Consider the following 19453-nt stretch of genomic DNA (forward strand, 5'->3'; position numbering starts at 1 on the left):
TAATAGGGTTATGACATTTTTTGATAATCTAAAAAACAAACTTTTTAAAGAAGAAAATAGCGGAAAGGGTAAGGATTCCCAGCCTGCTGAAAAATCGAAGAATTTACAAAATAAGATAAAGGGACTCTTTGCTAAGAAACCTGATGAGGTTGAACAAGCCGTTGAAGACTTAGATATGTCTCAGGAAAGTCAAGAGACGTCACGTTATCAACGTTCTAAGCAAAAGAAACCTATTGATACGACCCAACCTTTAGGTAAGGTTCAGGCGTTCTTGAGCAAGTTTACACTTTCGCCAAGAAATCCTATTCGCCGTTTCTGGCGTCGCTATCATATTGGTAAAATTCTCTTTATCATGCTAGCTGTGCTGGTTTTGACAGTAGGTTCCTACCTTTTCTATATTGCCAAGACGACCAATGTTTCAGACCTTCAAGATGCCTTGAAAGCTACGACGGTTATCTATGACAAAGAAGGCAATCAAGCTGGTTCTTTGTCAGGGCAAAAAGGGACTTATGTGGAGCTAGATGCTATTAGTGATAGCTTGGAGAACGCTGTCATAGCAACTGAGGACCGTACCTTCTATGAAAATAGCGGGGTTAACGTCAAGCGATTCCTCTTGGCCATTGTATCTATGGGACGCTTTGGTGGTGGTTCGACCATTACCCAACAGTTGGCTAAAAATGCCTTCTTGACACAAGAACAGACAGTCACTCGTAAGGCCAAGGAATTCTTCCTCTCTTTGGAATTAACCAAGAAATACAGCAAGCAAGAAATCCTTACCATGTACCTCAATAATGCCTATTTCGGAAATGGGGTTTGGGGTGTTGAAGATGCTAGTCAAAAATACTTCGGGACAAGTGCTGCCAATCTAACCGTTGATGAAGCAGCGACCCTCGCGGGTATGCTTAAGGGACCTGAAATTTACAACCCAATCGATAATATCCAAAATGCGACCAACCGTCGAAACACTGTCCTCGCCAATATGGTTGATGACAAGAAGTTGAGTCAGGCAGATGCCGACAGTGCGGCTGGAGTTGATATGGCTAGTCGTCTGGATGATACCTATCAAGGGACTGGCGATGACTACAAGTATCCGTCTTACTTTGATGCCGTCATTGAAGAAGCTACGAAAACTTATGGCTTGAGTGAGGATGAAATCGTTAAAAATGGCTACAAGATCTACACAGAGATGGATGCCAACTCACAAGCTAACATGCAGCAAACCTACGAAAATACTTATCTTTTCCCTACATCAGAAAGTGATGGTAGTACAGCTCAGTCAGCTAGTGTGGCACTTGATCCAACAACTGGAGCTGTCCGTGGTCTGGTAGGTCGTGTAGGTGGTACCAGTGATACAACCTTCCGTAACTTTAACTATGCAACCCAAGGTAAACGTAGTCCTGGATCAACCATCAAACCTTTGGTAGTCTATGCTCCGGCCTTGGCTTCAGGATGGAGCATCAATAAGGACCTTCCTAATAAACCAATCGACTATAACGGCTATACTCCAACCAACTACGGTGGTGTTGAGACAGAGGATGTACCCATGTATCAAGCCTTGGCCAACTCCTACAATATCCCAGCAGTTTACCTCTTTAATCAAATCGGTATTCAAAAAGGGATTAGTTACGGTCAAAAATTCGGTCTCAACTTTGACAATGTTCCAGAAGAACTGGGAATTTCACTTGGTGGTGGTGTGACAGCTAGTCCTCTTCAAATGGCTCAGGCATATGCTACCTTTGCTAATGGTGGTGAGATGAACACAGCTTATTTCATTACTAAAATTGAAAATGCCAGTGGTGACATTATTGCTACCCATAGTAAGAAATCTAAACGTGTTATCAGCCAGTCAGTAGCTAACCAGATGACCAGCATGATGCTTGGTACCTTCTCAAATGGTTCTGCTGTGAATGCCAACTACACAGGTTATACTATGGCAGGTAAGACAGGTACTGTGCAGGCTGAATTTAACAAGGATTTGACTAGTGACCAGTGGGTGATTGGTTATACTCCTGATGTGGTTATGACGACCTGGATCGGTTTTGATAAGACTGACGAGAGTCACTACCTAACAGGAGCTAGCTCGGGAACAGCTTCGACGATCTTCAGCTACATCGCTGCGGATGTTTTGCCAAATACACCAGGTACTGAGTTTACCGTTGAAAATGCCTATGCAGCTGATGGTCAAACACTAGACTATACGGCAGATCCAAATGACTCGCGCAATAGCAGTAACAAGTCATGGACAGACAAGGCATCAGACGTTGTGAATGACGTTAAAGATCAGGCAAGCAGCCTTTGGGATAAGATTACAGACTCCTTCTCAGGTCTATTCAGATAGCTTGTCAATTGCATTTAAAAGTGGTAAGATAAAAAGAACGGAGGCGTTATGGCACAGAAAAAAGCAAGCCTAGCGTGTGCTGAATGTGGGAGCCGAAACTACTCAATTAATGTGAGTAGCACTCCCAAACCAACACGACTAGAAGTTAACAAATTTTGTAAACATTGTAAAAAATACACCTTGCATAAGGAAACAAGATAGGAGACACCGTGAGACAAACTGGAAGTATTTTCAAAGTCTTGAAAGACACGACTTGGCCAGACCGTAAACAACGCTGGCACGATTTTATTTCAGTTCTTGAGTATACTGCGTTCTTCACTGTCATCATCTATGCGTTTGATGAATTGTTGAGTCGCGCTATGTCAGCACTGATTAACTTTTTCTAAAGAAAACACAAAAAGAGTGGGAATGCCTGCTCTTTTTTGTTATAATAAATGCAGATAAAAGCGAGAACAAGGGCCACCAGGCTTTTTTATTACGCTTTGAATTAAACCTTAGACATTCATTTACATTTAACACTCGCATCTAGAAGATACCTAGCCAAAGGTGTTTAAATGTCATTTAGAAAAAAGAAAGGAATCCTAAAATGCTAGATTCATTCGACAAGGGCTGGTTCGTCCTTCAAACCTATTCAGGATACGAAAACAAAGTTAAAGAAAACCTTTTGCAACGTGCCCAAACTTATAACATGCTTGAAAATATCTTGCGTGTTGAAATCCCAACTCAAACTGTTAATGTTGAGAAAAATGGTAAGGTCAAAGAAGTAGAAGAAAACCGCTTCCCTGGTTATGTTCTCGTTGAGATGGTAATGACAGACGAAGCATGGTTCGTTGTTCGTAACACTCCAAACGTTACTGGTTTCGTTGGTTCTCACGGTAACCGTTCTAAACCAACACCACTTTTGGAAGAAGAAATCCGTCAAATCTTGATTTCAATGGGTCAAACAGTTGATGTTTTTGATACTAATATCAAGGTTGGTGATGTGGTTCAAATCATCGATGGTGCCTTTATGGGTCAAGAAGGCCGTGTTGTAGAAATTGAAAACAACAAGGTTAAAATCATGATTAATATGTTTGGTTCAGAAACAGCTGCTGAACTTGAACTTTACCAAATCGCTGAACTTTAAGATAGACAAAAAGAGGTTGGGCTAAGAGACTTCAACCTTGGAAGACTATCTCATTAAACTTGAGGGGAGAGGCTAGAAGCTAGATTTTTGAAATTTAGTTCTGTGTCACTCCCTTTTTTTCTAACGGATGATGATGAATTACAAACGATTTTACGATAGGATTAGCGCTCCTTTGCGTTCTTACGCTAAGGTTTTAGAAAGGTTGAACAAGCTTATAACTAGGACTTTTTACCTGCTTTTTCCTATATTTCTTATTTGGGTTTGGCTAAGGAATGGTTGGTTTGTTCTCTCTACGACGGTGCTTATTATGGGGGGAGGCTTTTTCCTTCTTTCTCTTGGTCGTAGCCTTTATAACCGACCACGTCCATACCAGACCTGGGAGATTCAGCCCCTTATTAAGAAGGACAGTCTAGGCAAGTCCTTTCCCAGTCGGCATGTTTTCTCAGCGACTGTCATTGCTATGTTGGCACTGACGCTTAACCCCTGGCTAGGTGGGACTATGCTTTTTCTGGCGGGCGCTCTAGCTCTTTTGCGTGTGCTAGGTGGTGTTCACTATCCTAGTGATGTTTTGGCAGGCTATGTCATTGGGATTCTTATAGGTCTCCTTCTTTATCTTTAGAAAATTTGGGTCTTCTTCGAGAGAGGAAGGCTTTTTTCGTTGAAAAAGGAAAGGCACCTCTAGGGCACCTTTCCTTTTGTTCTAAAATTCGAGTTGGCAATTAAGGGCTGTTCCCACCCCAAATGTTATCTTAGTTATAAGATGTGTTCTAAAATTCGAGTTGGCGATTAAAGGTTGTTCCCACCATTAGATATTAGCTTAGTTTAGGACATGTTTTCTAATAGCTTGAGCGACACCATGCTCATCATTTGAAGCAGTTACTAAGTTTGCAGTTTCCTTAACCCCTTCAGGTGCATTGCCCATAGCAATTCCTAGGCCAGCTAGAGCTAGCATAGGACTATCGTTGAAGTTATCTCCGATGGTCATGACTTGTTCAAGAGGAAGGTCATAATATTTGGCAAGCTCAAGGAGAGCATGTTCTTTAGAAACATGTTTGGCAGTGACTTCAAGGTAGTTATCTTTAGATAAGTAGAAGGCTGTCTGTGGAAAATCCATACTTAGGAGTTTTTGGTGGAGGTCCTGGATAACTTCAGGGTCATCAATCAACAATAGCTTGTGGATAGGTGGTTCTGAGTCTGAGACCGTGTCTTGCAGTTCCTTAATGATAGGAGATTCACCCGTGATACTTCCTTCCAACTGAGACCATTTGTCTAGTTCGTTGGTGATCCAGTCCTTGCCAGAGTAGATATTCACAGAGACACTTTGATAATCTGTGGATAAGTAGTTAAGGAGGTCTTGGATTTCAGCTTTATCCACAGGGTGTTGGATGATAGTACGATCCCCCTCAAGTACTAAGGCCCCGTTGTAGCAAGCGATGGGATTGTCATGAAGTCCCAGTTTATGAGCAATTGGTTGCATCCCTAGTGGCGAACGGGCAGAAGCTAAAACAAAGGGAATATTTGCCTTTTCAAGCTCTGGCATTACCTCAATCAGTTGCTCATCCACCTGGTGGTTACTAGTGAGAATAGTGCCATCAATGTCACTGATAATCAAACGAATATTACTCATAATCGCTATCCTTTCCATCGTATAAAATCGTTACTTTATCTTTAAGAGACTCGATCAAATCAGGATCAGGTTCTTTATCTGTAATCCAGTAGTCAAAGTCTTCAATTTTGCTCAAGATATATTTGGAGTGCTTTTCATATTTATCAGATTCAGCAATAAGAATCTTGGTTCTAGCAGCTTGCATGGCCAGTTGTTTGACAGCAACGTCTTCTTCATCTTCATAGCTGACCACTCCTTGACTGAGACTAGCCGCTCCGAAGAAGGCTAAGTCAAACTGTAGATGTTGCAAGAGCTGAGTTTCGTGAAGCGAATAGTAGAAGCGGTTTTTGCTGTAAAATCTTCCTCCCAAGAGATGAAAGTCGATTCCTTCTTTGCCACTTAGGACCAAGGCGTTGTCCAAAGAGTGGGAGTAGACAGTGATCTTCTTAGTCAATTTTTGTGAAACTTCAAGCATCAGGGTAGAGACATCGAAGAAGAGTAGAGCTTGGTCTTTGACCAAGATAAGCGCTAGGTCTGCCATTTTTTTCTTGTCTTCAGTGAGTCCTTTCTGACGTTCTTGGAAGCCAAGAACAGTGGTATTTTTTACTGGAAGAATGCCACCATGGGTACGCTGAGCCAGATTCCTCTGGCTGAGACAGTCGAAATCTCTTCTGACAGTGTCTTTGGAAACTCCTAATTCATCGACCATTTCCTTGACAGATAGGTTTCCCCTCTCTTCCAGGAGTGTTAATATTTTCTCTAATCGTTGCTCCTGATACATGAGTCACCTGCTTTCTGATACTAGTATAGCATCTTTTTGCTTTTTTTGTAAACAAAAATGCAAAAAAACGCAAACTAAACCAGGGTCAATTCGTCTCTTAAACTTCCCTTACCATCTTTAAAAATCCCTCAAAAATGCTATAATAGAAGCATTACGAATATTGGAGAGAGACCATGAGTTTTTACAATCATAAAGAAATCGAGCCCAAGTGGCAAAAATACTGGGCTGACCATCACACGTTTAAGACAGGAACAGATGCTTCAAAACCTAAGTTTTATGCGCTTGATATGTTCCCTTACCCATCTGGAGCAGGTCTGCACGTAGGACACCCAGAAGGTTATACTGCAACAGATATCCTCAGCCGTTACAAACGTGCCCAAGGCTATAATGTCCTTCACCCAATGGGATGGGATGCTTTTGGTTTGCCTGCAGAGCAATACGCTATGGATACTGGTAATGATCCAGCTGACTTCACAGCGGAAAATATTGCCAACTTCAAACGTCAAATCAACGCACTTGGCTTCTCTTACGACTGGGACCGTGAAGTCAACACAACAGATCCAAATTACTACAAGTGGACACAGTGGATTTTCACCAAGCTTTACGAAAAAGGTTTGGCTTATGAAGCGGAAGTACCAGTAAACTGGGTTGAGGAACTAGGAACAGCTATCGCCAATGAAGAAGTCCTTCCAGATGGAACATCTGAGCGTGGTGGCTACCCAGTTGTTCGTAAACCAATGCGTCAATGGATGCTCAAAATCACTGCCTATGCTGAGCGCTTGCTCAATGACTTGGATGACCTTGACTGGCCAGAGTCTATCAAGGACATGCAACGCAACTGGATTGGAAAATCAACTGGTGCCAATGTCACTTTCAAGGTGAAAGGAACAGACAAGGAATTCACCGTCTTTACGACTCGTCCAGATACTCTTTTTGGTGCGACCTTCACTGTTTTGGCGCCTGAACATGACTTGGTAGATGCCATCACAACACCTGAACAAGCTGAGGCTGTAGCTGATTACAAACATCAAGCCAGCCTTAAATCAGACTTGGCTCGTACAGACCTTGCCAAGGAAAAAACAGGGGTTTGGACTGGTGCTTATGCCATCAACCCTGTCAATGGTAAAGAAATCCCAATCTGGATTGCGGACTATGTTCTTGCCAGCTACGGAACAGGTGCCGTTATGGCCGTACCTGCCCACGATGAGCGTGACTGGGAATTTGCAAAACAGTTTGACCTTCCAATCGTAGAAGTCTTGGAAGGTGGAAACGTTGAAGAAGCTGCTTACACAGAAGATGGCCTTCACGTCAACTCTGACTTCTTGAACGGTCTCAACAAAGAAGAAGCGATTGCTAAAATCGTGGCTTGGCTAGAAGAAAAAGGCTTTGGTCAAGAAAAAATCACTTACCGTCTTCGTGACTGGCTCTTTAGCCGTCAACGTTACTGGGGTGAACCAATCCCAATCATTCATTGGGAAGATGGCACTTCAACAGCTGTTCCAGAAAGTGAACTCCCACTTGTCTTGCCAGTAACCAAGGACATTCGCCCTTCAGGTACTGGTGAAAGCCCATTGGCTAACTTGACAGACTGGCTGGAAGTGACTCGTGAAGATGGCGTCAAAGGTCGTCGTGAGACGAATACTATGCCACAATGGGCAGGTTCAAGCTGGTACTACCTCCGTTATATCGATCCACATAATACAGAAAAATTGGCTGATGAGGACCTTCTTAAACAATGGTTGCCAGTCGATATTTATGTGGGTGGTGCAGAACACGCCGTGCTCCACTTGCTTTACGCTCGTTTCTGGCACAAGTTCCTCTATGACCTTGGTGTTGTACCTACTAAGGAGCCATTCCAAAAACTCTTTAACCAAGGAATGATCTTGGGAACAAGCTACCGTGACCACCGTGGTGCTCTCGTGGCGACTGATAAGGTTGAAAAACGTGACGGTTCCTTCTTCCATGTGGAAACAGGGGAAGAGTTGGAGCAAGCACCAGCCAAGATGTCTAAATCCCTCAAGAACGTTGTCAACCCAGACGATGTGGTGGAACAATACGGTGCTGATACCCTTCGTGTCTATGAAATGTTCATGGGACCACTCGATGCTTCAATCGCTTGGTCTGAAGAAGGTCTGGAAGGAAGCCGTAAATTCCTTGACCGTGTTTACCGTTTGATTACAAGTAAAGAAATCGTTGAGGAAAACAATGGCGCTCTTGACAAGGTTTATAACGAAACCGTTAAATCTGTTACTGAGCAAATCGAGTCTATGAAATTCAACACAGCCATTGCCCAACTCATGGTCTTTGTCAATGCTGCCAACAAGGAAGATAAACTCTATGTGGATTACGCCAAAGGCTTTATCCAATTGATCGCCCCATTTGCGCCTCACTTGGCGGAAGAACTCTGGCAAACAGTCGCAGAAACAGGTGAGTCTATCTCTTATGTAGCTTGGCCAACATGGGATGAAAGCAAATTGGTTGAAGACGAAATCGAAATCGTCGTTCAAATCAAAGGTAAAGTCCGTGCCAAACTCATGGTCGCAAAAGATCTTTCACGCGAAGAGTTGCAAGAAGTCGCTCTTGCTAATGAAAAAGTCAAAGCAGAGATTGATGGCAAGGAAATTGTGAAAGTGATTGCGGTACCAAATAAACTCGTTAATATTGTTGTAAAATAACCAATTTATTTGTTCATTTCCAACATCAAACAGTTTCCCAAACTGTTTGAGCCTAATAAACTCGTTAATATTGTTGTGAAATAAAAATAAATCCTTCGGAGCTTAGTTCTGGAGGATTTTTTAGGTTCGGCTTGACAAGAAATAGTGGTTTTGTTAATATCATTAACAAAAGAGAGACACTATGAATAAGAAAGAACTGCATAAGTTTAATAATCGTTTTAACAGCTTTGCTTTAGCTTTTGAACAGTTGAAAAAGGCTCAGCATAGGAACAGTATTGATAAATCAATCACTATTAATGAAGTCCATTTGATTGACCTAATAGGTCGCAATCAGCCTGTGAATCTAGTGAAATTATCTGAGTTACTTGAAGTCTCTAGGAGTGCCATTACTCAGAGTGTTAGACGTTTAATCAAGAAAGACCTCGTTTCTTTTGAATTTGCACCGGATAATGAAAAAAATAAATATCTGATATTATCCCAAAAAGGGGTTGACGTTTTTAACATTCATAAAGAGCAACAAGAACATATTGAGACAGCCATTTTTTCAGTTTTAAAAAACTATAGTGAGGAGGATCTTCAAATGGTTATGAAATTGATGGATGATGTTGAACAGGTATGGCAAGAATTACCGTGGTAAAAATCACGGTAATTTTAAAAATATATTGTTAATTGCATTAACAAAAAGAGGAAGATATGAATATAAAAATTGAACTGATCTCAGAGTCTGATTTAGCAGACGAATCTTTTAATATTGTCATCGATGGATTAAAACCAAGAGAAACCTATCGAGTCGAAATGTATTTATCCGATTATTATTGTATCAATGCTCCCATGCTTTTAGCTCATGATGTTTTATGGAAATCAGCAGCGACTTTTGTATCAGATAAGAATGGTATTATTGATATTTCACAAACTCCATCTTGTTCTGGCTCTTATGAAGATATTGCAACAATGGGGTTATTCTTTAATGCCAAACCTTTGACCAATAGGAAAAAGAAACTTCCAAACTCTCTTTCTAAAATTCCCTTATTAGATCACTTTTCTGTGGAAATCAAAATTATACAAGGTAATACTGTCGTCGCAGAGAGAACTTTCACAAGACATTACATGAGTTCGCAAATTAGTCATCAAGATATTTACGGGAAACATTTTCAAGGGAGACTCTTTTATGATAAAAAGGCAATAAAAGCACCAGCATTGATTATTGTGAGCGGTAGTGAAGGAAGGATTGAAAAGGCACAGAATATAGCTCAGCTTCTATCTTCTAGAGGTTATATTTGCCTAGCAGTTGCCTACTTTGGTTTAGAGGGGTTGCCAAAACATTTGGAACGTATTCCTTTAGAGTGCCTTGTGGAAGCAAAGGATTATCTACGTCAGCATCCTCGATTAGATAGTGAAAAAATTGGACTCTATGGACGTTCTAAGGGAGCAGAGTTAGTTTTAGCTGAGGAGAGCATTTTTAATGACGTTCAATGTTTGGTACTAAATTCACCCTCTGATGTGGTGTATGAAGGGATAAAAGGGAAATGGAACTCTCATACTTCTTCTTGGACGTATTTGCAAAAAGAACTTCCCTATCAAAAGTTTCGACTTAGAGATTATCTGTTCAGCAAACTTTTAAAAAAATCCTTCCCTAAAGATTGCTCTGCTAGGATAGATATTGGTCAAATGTATTCACCAATCTTATTGCTCGGAAGTACTGTTGATGAAATATGGGATACCTCGTCAGCAATTGATGATATTGTTTCACATTATAAAGGACACCACATTACATTTAAAAAATACCATGAAACAGGTCACATGTTGACAGTAGCTTATCAACCCAATTATCGCTATCGAAAAGATTGGCGTTTACTGATGAAAGAGTGCAAGGATTCTTGGTTGGCTACGATTCATTTTTTTGATAGGCATTTGAAGAAGTGATACTAGAAACTTTATGAGGATAAAATTAAAAGATAGTTCATTCCTACTTTTTGTGTTATTTTTTATCGGCAATTAAATATGGAAGTTGGCTTTTTATTGTAATACTTGATTTTTCAGAAGATACAGTTTATCTCTTCCATCTCACCACTTGGACCCTCATTTTGACCGTTTATCCCCAAAAGTCGTTTTTATAACGGCTTTTTTGCTAGACTGATATTGTCAAAAAGGAGAGAGAACATGATATTACAAGCTAAAAATATAAGCAAACGGTATGGGAACCACCTTGCTGTTGATAATATTCAATTACAATTCAAAAGAGGGACTTTCAATGCGATTCTAGGACCAAATGGGGCGGGGAAATCAACGACAATTTCCATGTTGATTGGTTTGAAACAACCAACGCAAGGTGAAATCATCTATGAACCAGGGACTAAAATTGGTGTGGTCTTCCAAACCAGTGTTTTAGATGAGATGCTGACGGTTAGGGAAAATCTGACCATCCGTGCGAGACAGTATAAAGGCTTGAAACCCAATCGTGTATCTAGTCTCATTGGTCGGCTAGGGCTATCAGCTTTTCAAAAGCAGAAATATGGGACGCTTTCAGGTGGCCAAAAGCGTCGGGTTGACATTGCACGTGCTTTGCTCTCACAACCAGATATTCTGTTCTTAGATGAACCAACGACAGGTCTGGATATCCAAACTCGGAAGTCTATTTGGGATTTGCTCTATCAATTGCAGAGAGAAGAGGGAATGACCGTTGTACTGACCACGCATTATCTTGACGAAGCAGATGAAGCTGATCAGATTTATATTGTGGACCATGGGAAAGTAATTGCTCAGGGATCGGCATTGGATATTAAGAGTCAGTATGCAAAAAACATCTTGAAGATTCGTTTCAAGGAGATAGAGCAGATAGAAAGTCTTAAAACTTCGGGAATGTCAGTAGAGCAACAAAGTCAACTGGAGTATGTTTTTCAACCTGAGAGTGAAAGGGAAGCCATTGATTACCTGGCACAAGTTAGAGATAGAATAGCCCATTTTGAGTTTCGTCCAGGGACCATGGATGATGCCTTTATTGCACTTACAGGAAGGGAGGTTCGTTAATGCTAGCCTTACTAAAGCGAAATTTTTTATTGTATTTTAGGAATCGTTCAGGAGTTTTCTTCTCCCTGTTGGGAGCCTTGATTTCCTTTGTTCTCTATATTATTTTTCTTCAAAAAAATCTAACAGATGCTTGGGCTCAGCTCCCCAATAGAGGTCCTGTGTTAAATAATTGGTTAATGAGTGGGACGCTGGCTGTGACAGGGATTACGACAAGTCTGGCTGCCCTGACTCAGCTAGTAAAGGATCGTGAACATCAAGTAGATCAGGATCTTTATTTATCGGATCAAGGAAAGTGGCGGTTACCATTTTCGTATCTAACGAGCGCAATCATCATCTCTTTTTTCATGCAGGCCCTTATGTGTGTGCTGATGTGTGGCTATTTTAGAGAAGTTCCAAAATTATCCATACTACCCGAACTTCTCCTCATTATGCTGCTTAGTAGCCTGCTTTCTAGCTTAGTGAATGCCATTTTTGTTTACTTTTTCCAATCCGTAGACAGTCTTGGAAAGTTTGCGACCATAGTGGGGACAGCTTCTGGTTTTTTGGTAGGAACTTATGTACCTTTGGGCGTTTTACCTGATTTTGCACAACTACTAATGAAATGTACTCCAGCAACTTATATTGCATCACTTTATCGGCAAGTACTCATGAAAGAAACATTAAGTGAGACCTTTAAAGGTCACGATAATCTTCTTCAAGAGTTTCAAGAAAAAATGGGTATTCAACTCAAGTGGCAGGGTTTGTTGACAAAGGAAAATACTTACCTTATAGTGTTAGGAGGTATTCTTCTAGCAAGTATTCTTTGGATTGTTTTAGTGAAAAGAACTAGCCAGAAAAAATAAGTGAGAGTTGGAATAGGAATGAAACTTCGTTTTGAAGAAAAATCAGATATTTCGGCAAAGGATCCCTGTGTGGTCATCCAAGCAGAGCGATTGTCTGATCAAGCACGAGAGGTAATGGATTATCTCGAACAATTTTCAGTTGTAAATCAAGTGGTGATTCCTATTAAAACGGATGATCATTTGGTTATGGTAAAAATTGATGACATTATCCTAGCTGAGATTGATAAGAATGTGTTAACGATTTATACCGTAAACAATACCTATACGATGAGAGAGACACTGACAAACTTTCAGCATCGCATCAATCGTCGAAGTTTTTTACAGATATCACGTCATGCTGTTATGAATATAGATCATTTGGAATCACTATCGGATAGTTTTTCTGGCAATATGATGGCTAAAATGACAGGTGGAGTTAAGTCCAGTGTCAGCCGAAAATATGTCAAATCTTTGATGGATTATTTAGGGGTGTAGGAGGAACCAATGAAACGTTTAATTGCTTATTTTGTATCCGGCGTGAGAACGGGATCGTTCTTTTACCTCGCACTCCTTTTACTTGGTCAATTATTTCCGCAGCTTATCTATCCCAAAGTTAATGTAGGAAATATTTTAGCCCTCTTTATGATGAGCGGTTTAATGGGAATGCTCTCGTGGATTTTGGAAGAGCTTGACCGCATATCGTATAGGCTTAGAATAATCTTGCATTTCTTGTTGACGACGATTGTACTGATAGGGACTTGTTTAATATCAGGCTGGTATGAGGCTTTAACGAACCCTGCTATCTGGATTATTTTCATTTCCGTTTATAGTATTATCTGGCTTTATCTCATTTGGCAAATGCATATGAGAACACAGCGTATTAATCAAGCTTTATTACATCATCGAAGCCAGAAAAAGAAAAGTAAGAAATTATAGTAAACTTCAAAAAAATACTCTTTTTCCTCTTGACCCTCACGCCACGTCATACCCTATACTCTTAATCAGAGAGGAGTTCTAATGAAATCTGTAAAAGAAGTGAGCCAACTATCAGGTGTCAGTGTGCGCACCCTTCATTATTATGACGAAATTGATTTGCTGAAACCGTCGGTTGTGGCTGAAAATGGTTACCGTTACTATAATCGCGATGCGGTTGTCCGTTTGCAAGAAATATTGCTTTACCGTGAGTTAGACTTTCCTCTCAAAAAAATTAAGGAAATCGTAGGTCAACTAGGTTATGATAAAGTTCAGGCGCTTAGGGATCAGATTAAGCTCTTAGAGCTGAAAAAGTCCCGTTTGGAAGCTGTCATAGCGCATGCTAAGGCCTTACAAATGGAGGAAGAAGAAATGTCATTTGAAGCATTTGATCAAAAAGCTGTAGAAGCCTTTCAGGAAGAAGCTCAGGCTAGATGGGGTCAGACAGAAGCTTATCAAGCTTTTGCGGCTAAGGAAGAGGAGTCCTTCCCTGAAGTTACAAAAGAGATGACTACAATCATGTCTACCTTTGGACAGCTCAAGGAGTATAATCCTGGTGATGATAGTGTTCAGAAGCAAGTAAAGGCGTTACAAGACTATATTAGTCAGCATTTTTATCCATGTGACCAAACGGTATTAGCTGGTCTAGGTCAGATGTATCAAACAGATAATCGCTTCTCTAATTTTATTGATAAAGTCGGAGGAGCAGGGACTGCCGCCTTTCTCGCAGAAGCTATTCGTATTTATTGTCAATAAACTAAGGCCAAAGTCTATAAGACTTTGGCTTTTTTCATGCCATAGTGACATTTATGTCACTATTTTTATAATCACTTAATGTTTATAATTAATGTATCGTTTTAGAAGGTGATTAGTTAACTGTTTCTGTTATTTTGCTTGAAATTTTATTGCAGATAATCAGATAGAAACTAATCAAATTCTAACCTAAACCAAATTTACGGAGGGAATCATGTCCATTTTAACCATCGACCACATCTCAAAGTACTATAATCTCGACGGTACGAATCAAGAGCGCGCTTTGAACGATGTTACGCTTGAGATTGCACCAGGAAAGATCACTGCTATCTACGGTCCATCTGGCTGTGGTAAGACCAGTCTGCTTAGTATTATTAGTGGCTTGGATAGTCAGTATCAAGGAAATCTTTATTTCAAAAATCAAAACATGCGAGATTTTTCAGAGCGTGACTTGACCTATTTTAGAAAGGCTCACATTGGCTTTGTCTTTCAAAATTTCAATCTTATCTCTCATCAATCAGTACTTGAAAATGTCAAGATGCCTCTTTACGTTAAAAATATGACTGATAAAGAGATGGCCGAGATTGCGGAGAGGGAGCTTAGCCGTCTTGGAATCGGAGACTTTATCAAGAAAAATGTTAAGCAGCTTTCTGGTGGGCAAAAACAACGTGTGGCCATTGCCCGTGCCCTAGTCAATAATCCGGAAATGATTGTGGCTGATGAACCGACAGGTTCTCTTGATTCTCAGTCTCAGGAAAATGTTCTCGACATTTTTAAAGAGCTAGCCGAGGCAGGTAAAACTGTGATTATCGTAACCCATAACCCTGAAGTGGCGGATTATGCGGATATTGTCATTAAAATGAAGGATGGTGAAGTCGTTGAAACAATCGAAAAATAAGGGGTTGACCCTCAAGAATAAACTGAAATTGTCATTGAGCAACTTTATGGAACGTAAGTGGCGTAATCTTTTGATTGCGACGGCAACTTCCATTGGTTTTATCGGTGTCTTGATTTCCTTTGGTTTGGGAAATGCTATTGTTGGTATGATTAATGATAGTACCGATGGTGGCAATATTCCATCCCAAATTCAGATCAGTCTTAGTGCTAAATCAGCAGCCAGAGGGGTTCTAAATGCGGATGACGAGAAGTTTATTCGTAGCCAGATTAAGAGTGATGACATTAAGTATTTGGAGAGTCCCTTTGGAATGAACATGGCAAGTCTTACCCTTGATGGCAAGACCATGGATTTTAGCAAGGACCTTCCTAACTATTCTCAGGTTATTAGTCTCTACAAGAACACAAAAATCTCTACATCTCGCAATGATAAGGATAAAATTTCAGCTGGGAAGCCTTTTAAATCTGAAGATGAAAAGGGCTTAACCCTTCCGATGAGTTTTGTCAAACGCTACAACCAAGAAACAGGGAAGAAGCTCAAGGCTAAAGACTTTATCGGTAAAGAAATTTCAGCTCAGATTGTTGAAAATACTTCTGAGGGAACTAAAGTAGCTGATATCAAGACTAAGATTGTCCGTATTGTTGATGACAGCGAGGATGCTGAAGAGAGCAATAGCTATCTGCCAGCTAAACAATTGGAAGAATTGCTCAAAGAAAATGGCTTTACCAAAACAGTCTCTTACATGCTTTTGGAGCTCAAGGATCCAGCCAAGACTAAGGAAGTCACTAAAAAGTTGCAGAAAAACAAGAAGTATCTGGTTCTTTCACAGCAGGCCATCCTAGATGTCATTATTAAATTCATCCGTGTGATCCAAGCACTCTTGATTATCCTTTCGTCACAAGCTATCCTAGTTTCAGCTGTCATGATTGGAATTATCATCTATATTAACATCATGCAACGCTCAAAAGAGATTGGTGTTATGAAGGCCGTCGGTTACCTTAATCGTGACGTGAAAGCTATCTTTGTTTATGAGGCACTTTGGATTACGGGTATCTCACTAGCTCTTGCCCTCCTTGTATCGCAGGGTATTGGAAGCTTGGCCAACATGATTGTTTCACATCTCTACCCAAGTGTCAGCAAGGTGTTTGACCTAAATCTGACATCAATTCTCATCATGTTTGGCTTCTCACTCTTGATGGGCTATGTGTCAGCCTACCTTCCAGCCCGTAAAATCAGTAAAATGGACCCTGTCGAGTCCCTAAGATATGAATAGAAATGAAGAGTAGTCTCCTCAGGCTACTCTTTTTTGTCAAAACAAGCATTAGAAAAATCTGAAAATCCAAACAATAATTAACTTTCTGAAAAGTGGAGACAATTGCTCAAAAATGCTATAATAGTCAGCATATACAGGCTATTAATAACAAAAAAAGAAGTACCTATTCGATTGGAGGAGTTCCATGTATAAAGATGATAGTTTAACCTTGCACACAGACTTGTATCAAATCAATATGATGCAAGTTTACTTCAACCAAGGTATTCACAATAAAAAGGCCGTTTTCGAAGTTTATTTCCGTCAACTTCCGTTTAAAAATGGCTTTGCTGTGTTCGCAGGTCTGGAGCGTATTGTCAACTATCTTGAAAATCTGACTTTCTCAGAAACTGATATTGCTTATCTGAAAGATTTAGGTTATCCTGAGGATTTTCTGGATTATCTAGCTAACCTAAAACTCGAGTTGACTATCAATTCAGCACTTGAGGGTGATTTAGTATTTGCTAATGAACCGATTTTCCAAGTGGAAGGTCCCTTGGCCCAGTGCCAGCTTGTAGAGACTGCCTTGCTAAATATCCTCAATTACCAGATTCTTATTGCTACCAAGGCAGCTCGCATTCGTTCTGTCATTGAAGATGCTCCTCTGTTGGAATTTGGAACACGTCGTGCACAAGAGATGGATGCAGCAATCTGGGGAACGCGTGCAGCCGTGATTGGTGGTGCTGATGCAACGTCAAATGTACGTGCCGGCAAGATTTTTGGAATCCCAGTTTCTGGTACTCATGCCCATGCTCTTGTTCAAGCCTATGGCAACGATTATGACGCCTTTAAAGCCTATGCATCTACTCATAAGGACTGTGTATTCCTTGTAGATACCTATGACACCCTTAAGATTGGTGTTCCTAATGCTATCCGTGTCGCTAAAGAGCTAGGTGATAAGATTAATTTCTTGGGTGTTCGTCTTGATTCAGGTGACTTGGCTTATCTATCGAAGCAGGTCCGTAAGCAACTGGATGCAGCCGGGTTCCCTGATGCTAAGATCTATGCTTCAAACGACCTTGACGAAAACACCATCCTCAACTTGAAGATGCAAAAGGCCAAGATTGATGTCTGGGGAGTAGGTACTAAGCTTATCACCGCCTATGACCAACCAGCCTTGGGTGCTGTCTACAAGATTGTTTCAATCGAGGATGATCAGGGAGTCATGCATGATACTATCAAATTGTCCAATAATGCTGAGAAGGTTTCAACACCAGGTAAGAAGCAAGTTTGGCGTATTACGAGTCGTGCTAAGGGCAAATCAGAAGGTGACTATATCACTTTCGCAGATACGGATGTTAATGCTTTAGATGAAATTAATATGTTCCACCCAACATATACCTACATCAATAAGACTGTTCGTGATTTTGATGCAGTGCCACTCTTGGTCCCAATCTACGACAAGGGGCAACTGATCTATGACTTACCAAGTCTTGATGAAATCAAGGCTTATGCGACTAAGGAATTGGACGAACTTTGGAATGAGTACAAGCGTGTGCTTAACCCTCAAGATTATCCAGTTGACTTGGCTAAAGATGTCTGGGATAACAAGATGACCTTGATTGATAATGTCCGTAAGAAAGCTCATGACCTGTCAGAGTAAAAGGAGAAATTATGACTTTGCAAGAAACTATTATTGCTCAACTAGGCGTTAAACCTAGCATTGATCCAAAGGAAGAAATTCGAAAATCCGTTGATTTTTTGAAGGCCTACATGCTCAAACATCCATTCCTTAAAACATATGTTTTGGGAATTTCAGGAGGTCAAGATTCTACATTGGCTGGCCGCCTGGCACAACTTGCGATTGAAGAGCTCCGTGCAGAGACAGGAAAAGACTATCAGTTTATCGCCATTCGTTTACCGTACGGTGTCCAAGCAGATGAAGATGATGCCCAACGTGCTCTTGCTTTTATCAAGCCAGATGTGAGTCTTGCGGTTAATATCAAAGAAGCTGTAGATGGTCAGGTTGCTGAACTTGCCAAGGCAGGTGTCACCGTTTCTGACTTCAATAAGGGAAATATCAAGGCCCGTCAACGTATGATTACCCAATATGCCGTTGCTGGTGAAAATAGTGGAGCTGTTATCGGGACAGACCATGCTGCTGAAAATCTTACGGGCTTTTTCACAAAATTTGGTGACGGTGGTGCGGATATTTTGCCACTCTTTCGTCTAAACAAACGTCAAGGTGCAGCCCTTCTTGCAGAACTTGGTGCGGACAAGGCCCTTTATGAAAAAGTGCCAACAGCTGACTTGGAAGAGGACAAACCAGGAATCGCTGATGAAGTGGCACTTGGAGTGACCTATCGTGAAATTGATGACTACCTTGAAGGCAAGGAAGTCTCAGCCAAAGCTCAGGAAACGATTGAGTCTTGGTGGCGTAAAGGTCAACACAAACGTCACTTGCCAATCACCATTTTTGATGATTTTTGGAAATAAGAGGAGAAATGAGTTATGATTAAAGCTTATATTGATTTTTGGAAGCGTGCCTTTGACTTTAGAGGCCGTTCAACTCGTCCAGACTACTGGTGGGCTTACTTGGTTAATGTCATTATTATTACTATTCTTACTGTTTTTTGTGTTCTTATTCCTTTCTTCAGTAATGTTGATCTTAGTGACCCAGCTTTGTTGAATAATCCGACTGAACTGCAAAAAATAATTATCACCTATGCTTGGCCACTAATGCTTTTTAGCTTAATTGAACTTATCCCTCAATTGTCTCTACAAATACGTCGTTTGAGAGATGCAGGCTTTCATCCAGCTTGGGTACTTCTAAGTTATATAGGGCTTGTACCAATCTTGGCTATCTTCTCATTGATTGGAAGCATTGTCCTCCTAATCATGTCTTGTCAGCCAACGAAACTAGCACCTGAAACGCAGTTTGATAAAGTTGAATAAGATTGTCGTACCCCTAGGTTTAATGTACTGACCCCAAAAAGTTAGACAAATAATTTAAGCAAAGGATTTAGTTCTGTATTGCACAGGACTAAGTCCTTTTAGTTTTATCTTAATGCGTTTGTTATTGTAATAATTAATATAGTCTACAATAGCTTGTTCCAAATGCTCAATTGACTTAAACGTCTTCTCATAACCATAAAACATCTCAGACTTAAGAATGCCAAAGAAGGATTCCATCATGCCGTTGTCTGGACT

General features: G+C 40.6%; 21 protein-coding genes. 18 read left to right on the plus strand and 3 right to left on the minus strand.

What is annotated here, in order from left to right; translation table 11 throughout:
- Positions 1-10 precede the first annotated feature (10 nt).
- The 5 genes from pbp2a (at position 11) to H7T98_RS05860 (ending at position 4083) form a co-directional block, all read left to right on the plus strand.
- Positions 11-2338 carry a penicillin-binding protein PBP2A gene (pbp2a, locus tag H7T98_RS05840; RefSeq protein ID WP_022496568.1) on the plus strand — a complete coding sequence of 776 codons (2328 nt, stop codon included), beginning with the start codon at positions 11-13 and terminating at the stop codon, positions 2336-2338.
- Between the two features lie 48 nt (positions 2339-2386).
- Positions 2387-2539 (plus strand): 50S ribosomal protein L33, encoded by a 153-nt coding sequence (rpmG, locus tag H7T98_RS05845; RefSeq protein WP_002886472.1) that lies wholly within the window; start codon positions 2387-2389, stop codon positions 2537-2539.
- A gap of 8 nt (positions 2540-2547) precedes the next feature.
- Positions 2548-2724 (plus strand): preprotein translocase subunit SecE, encoded by a 177-nt coding sequence (gene secE / locus H7T98_RS05850; RefSeq protein WP_002883656.1) that lies wholly within the window; start codon positions 2548-2550, stop codon positions 2722-2724.
- A 200-nt stretch (positions 2725-2924) separates the two neighbouring features.
- A complete protein-coding gene (gene nusG, locus H7T98_RS05855; protein WP_002883644.1) occupies positions 2925-3464 on the plus strand; it encodes a transcription termination/antitermination protein NusG in 540 nt (179 codons plus the stop codon).
- Positions 3465-3594: 130 nt separating this feature from the next.
- Complete coding sequence (locus H7T98_RS05860) at positions 3595-4083, plus strand: phosphatase PAP2 family protein (RefSeq protein ID WP_201061462.1); 489 nt, start codon at positions 3595-3597, stop codon at positions 4081-4083.
- Between the two features lie 198 nt (positions 4084-4281).
- Here H7T98_RS05860 and H7T98_RS05865 read toward each other — a convergent pair whose 3' ends face one another.
- Both H7T98_RS05865 and H7T98_RS05870 read right to left on the minus strand, forming a co-directional pair.
- The gene (locus H7T98_RS05865; RefSeq protein ID WP_022496569.1) at positions 4282-5091 is read right to left on the minus strand and encodes a Cof-type HAD-IIB family hydrolase; all 810 of its coding nucleotides are present in this window, start codon (positions 5089-5091) and stop codon (positions 4282-4284) included.
- Positions 5084-5851, minus strand: a complete 768-nt coding sequence (locus H7T98_RS05870; RefSeq protein WP_201061464.1) for a DeoR/GlpR family DNA-binding transcription regulator — start codon at positions 5849-5851, stop codon at positions 5084-5086. Before H7T98_RS05870 ends, H7T98_RS05865 begins: the two co-directional genes overlap by 8 nt.
- A 173-nt stretch (positions 5852-6024) precedes the next feature.
- On the opposite strand from H7T98_RS05870, the gene leuS reads away from it, so the two are divergent.
- The 13 genes from leuS (at position 6025) to H7T98_RS05935 (ending at position 19198) form a co-directional block, all read left to right on the plus strand.
- Complete coding sequence (leuS, locus tag H7T98_RS05875) at positions 6025-8526, plus strand: leucine--tRNA ligase (RefSeq protein ID WP_201061466.1); 2502 nt, start codon at positions 6025-6027, stop codon at positions 8524-8526.
- Between the two features lie 181 nt (positions 8527-8707).
- Positions 8708-9163 (plus strand): MarR family winged helix-turn-helix transcriptional regulator, encoded by a 456-nt coding sequence (locus H7T98_RS05880; RefSeq protein WP_002883607.1) that lies wholly within the window; start codon positions 8708-8710, stop codon positions 9161-9163.
- A 56-nt stretch (positions 9164-9219) separates the two neighbouring features.
- Positions 9220-10449 carry an acyl-CoA thioesterase/BAAT N-terminal domain-containing protein gene (locus H7T98_RS05885; protein ID WP_201061468.1) on the plus strand — a complete coding sequence of 410 codons (1230 nt, stop codon included), beginning with the start codon at positions 9220-9222 and terminating at the stop codon, positions 10447-10449.
- Positions 10450-10686: 237 nt separating this feature from the next.
- Positions 10687-11553, plus strand: coding sequence for an ATP-binding cassette domain-containing protein (locus H7T98_RS05890; protein ID WP_201061470.1), 867 nt, complete (start codon positions 10687-10689; stop codon positions 11551-11553).
- Positions 11553-12395 carry an ABC transporter permease gene (locus tag H7T98_RS05895; RefSeq protein WP_201061472.1) on the plus strand — a complete coding sequence of 281 codons (843 nt, stop codon included), beginning with the start codon at positions 11553-11555 and terminating at the stop codon, positions 12393-12395. The genes H7T98_RS05890 and H7T98_RS05895 overlap by 1 nt, the downstream gene beginning before the upstream one ends.
- A gap of 18 nt (positions 12396-12413) precedes the next feature.
- Entirely contained in the window at positions 12414-12869 is a 456-nt protein-coding gene (locus tag H7T98_RS05900) for a LytTR family DNA-binding domain-containing protein (protein ID WP_002886486.1), read from the plus strand.
- A gap of 9 nt (positions 12870-12878) precedes the next feature.
- Positions 12879-13310: a DUF3021 family protein gene (locus H7T98_RS05905; protein ID WP_118189624.1), complete on the plus strand. Its 432-nt coding sequence runs from the start codon at positions 12879-12881 to the stop codon at positions 13308-13310.
- An 81-nt stretch (positions 13311-13391) separates the two neighbouring features.
- The gene (locus H7T98_RS05910; protein ID WP_201061473.1) at positions 13392-14102 is read left to right on the plus strand and encodes a MerR family transcriptional regulator; all 711 of its coding nucleotides are present in this window, start codon (positions 13392-13394) and stop codon (positions 14100-14102) included.
- Positions 14103-14313: 211 nt separating this feature from the next.
- Complete coding sequence (locus H7T98_RS05915; protein WP_129852176.1) at positions 14314-14997, plus strand: ABC transporter ATP-binding protein; 684 nt, start codon at positions 14314-14316, stop codon at positions 14995-14997.
- Positions 14966-16267, plus strand: a complete 1302-nt coding sequence (locus H7T98_RS05920) for an ABC transporter permease (RefSeq protein WP_129852175.1) — start codon at positions 14966-14968, stop codon at positions 16265-16267. Before H7T98_RS05915 ends, H7T98_RS05920 begins: the two co-directional genes overlap by 32 nt.
- A gap of 184 nt (positions 16268-16451) precedes the next feature.
- Positions 16452-17906, plus strand: a complete 1455-nt coding sequence (locus tag H7T98_RS05925) for a nicotinate phosphoribosyltransferase (protein WP_037597395.1) — start codon at positions 16452-16454, stop codon at positions 17904-17906.
- A gap of 11 nt (positions 17907-17917) precedes the next feature.
- Positions 17918-18739 (plus strand): ammonia-dependent NAD(+) synthetase, encoded by an 822-nt coding sequence (gene nadE / locus H7T98_RS05930; protein WP_002886496.1) that lies wholly within the window; start codon positions 17918-17920, stop codon positions 18737-18739.
- A gap of 15 nt (positions 18740-18754) precedes the next feature.
- A complete protein-coding gene (locus H7T98_RS05935) occupies positions 18755-19198 on the plus strand; it encodes a DUF805 domain-containing protein (RefSeq protein WP_201061475.1) in 444 nt (147 codons plus the stop codon).
- A 54-nt stretch (positions 19199-19252) separates the two neighbouring features.
- Here the strand turns inward: H7T98_RS05935 and H7T98_RS05940 are convergent.
- On the minus strand, positions 19253-19453 hold a 201-nt coding region (locus H7T98_RS05940; RefSeq protein ID WP_155123928.1), incomplete at its 5' end, for an IS3 family transposase.

It is taken from the genome of Streptococcus sp. 23.2 (assembly GCF_016648665.1).
Taxonomy (GTDB): Bacteria; Bacillota; Bacilli; order Lactobacillales; family Streptococcaceae; genus Streptococcus; species Streptococcus salivarius_E.

Coding starts and splice junctions, on each gene's coding strand:
- pbp2a (WP_022496568.1), top strand. CDS start 11: ATGACATTTTTTGATAATCTAAAAAACAAACTTTTTAAAGAAGAAAAT.
- rpmG (WP_002886472.1), top strand. CDS start 2,387: ATGGCACAGAAAAAAGCAAGCCTAGCGTGTGCTGAATGTGGGAGCCGA.
- nusG (WP_002883644.1), top strand. CDS start 2,925: ATGCTAGATTCATTCGACAAGGGCTGGTTCGTCCTTCAAACCTATTCA.
- H7T98_RS05860 (WP_201061462.1), top strand. CDS start 3,595: ATGATGAATTACAAACGATTTTACGATAGGATTAGCGCTCCTTTGCGT.
- H7T98_RS05865 (WP_022496569.1), bottom strand. CDS start 5,091: ATGAGTAATATTCGTTTGATTATCAGTGACATTGATGGCACTATTCTC.
- H7T98_RS05870 (WP_201061464.1), bottom strand. CDS start 5,851: ATGTATCAGGAGCAACGATTAGAGAAAATATTAACACTCCTGGAAGAG.
- leuS (WP_201061466.1), top strand. CDS start 6,025: ATGAGTTTTTACAATCATAAAGAAATCGAGCCCAAGTGGCAAAAATAC.
- H7T98_RS05880 (WP_002883607.1), top strand. CDS start 8,708: ATGAATAAGAAAGAACTGCATAAGTTTAATAATCGTTTTAACAGCTTT.
- H7T98_RS05885 (WP_201061468.1), top strand. CDS start 9,220: ATGAATATAAAAATTGAACTGATCTCAGAGTCTGATTTAGCAGACGAA.
- H7T98_RS05890 (WP_201061470.1), top strand. CDS start 10,687: ATGATATTACAAGCTAAAAATATAAGCAAACGGTATGGGAACCACCTT.
- H7T98_RS05895 (WP_201061472.1), top strand. CDS start 11,553: ATGCTAGCCTTACTAAAGCGAAATTTTTTATTGTATTTTAGGAATCGT.
- H7T98_RS05900 (WP_002886486.1), top strand. CDS start 12,414: ATGAAACTTCGTTTTGAAGAAAAATCAGATATTTCGGCAAAGGATCCC.
- H7T98_RS05905 (WP_118189624.1), top strand. CDS start 12,879: ATGAAACGTTTAATTGCTTATTTTGTATCCGGCGTGAGAACGGGATCG.
- H7T98_RS05910 (WP_201061473.1), top strand. CDS start 13,392: ATGAAATCTGTAAAAGAAGTGAGCCAACTATCAGGTGTCAGTGTGCGC.
- H7T98_RS05915 (WP_129852176.1), top strand. CDS start 14,314: ATGTCCATTTTAACCATCGACCACATCTCAAAGTACTATAATCTCGAC.
- H7T98_RS05920 (WP_129852175.1), top strand. CDS start 14,966: ATGGTGAAGTCGTTGAAACAATCGAAAAATAAGGGGTTGACCCTCAAG.
- H7T98_RS05925 (WP_037597395.1), top strand. CDS start 16,452: ATGTATAAAGATGATAGTTTAACCTTGCACACAGACTTGTATCAAATC.
- nadE (WP_002886496.1), top strand. CDS start 17,918: ATGACTTTGCAAGAAACTATTATTGCTCAACTAGGCGTTAAACCTAGC.
- H7T98_RS05935 (WP_201061475.1), top strand. CDS start 18,755: ATGATTAAAGCTTATATTGATTTTTGGAAGCGTGCCTTTGACTTTAGA.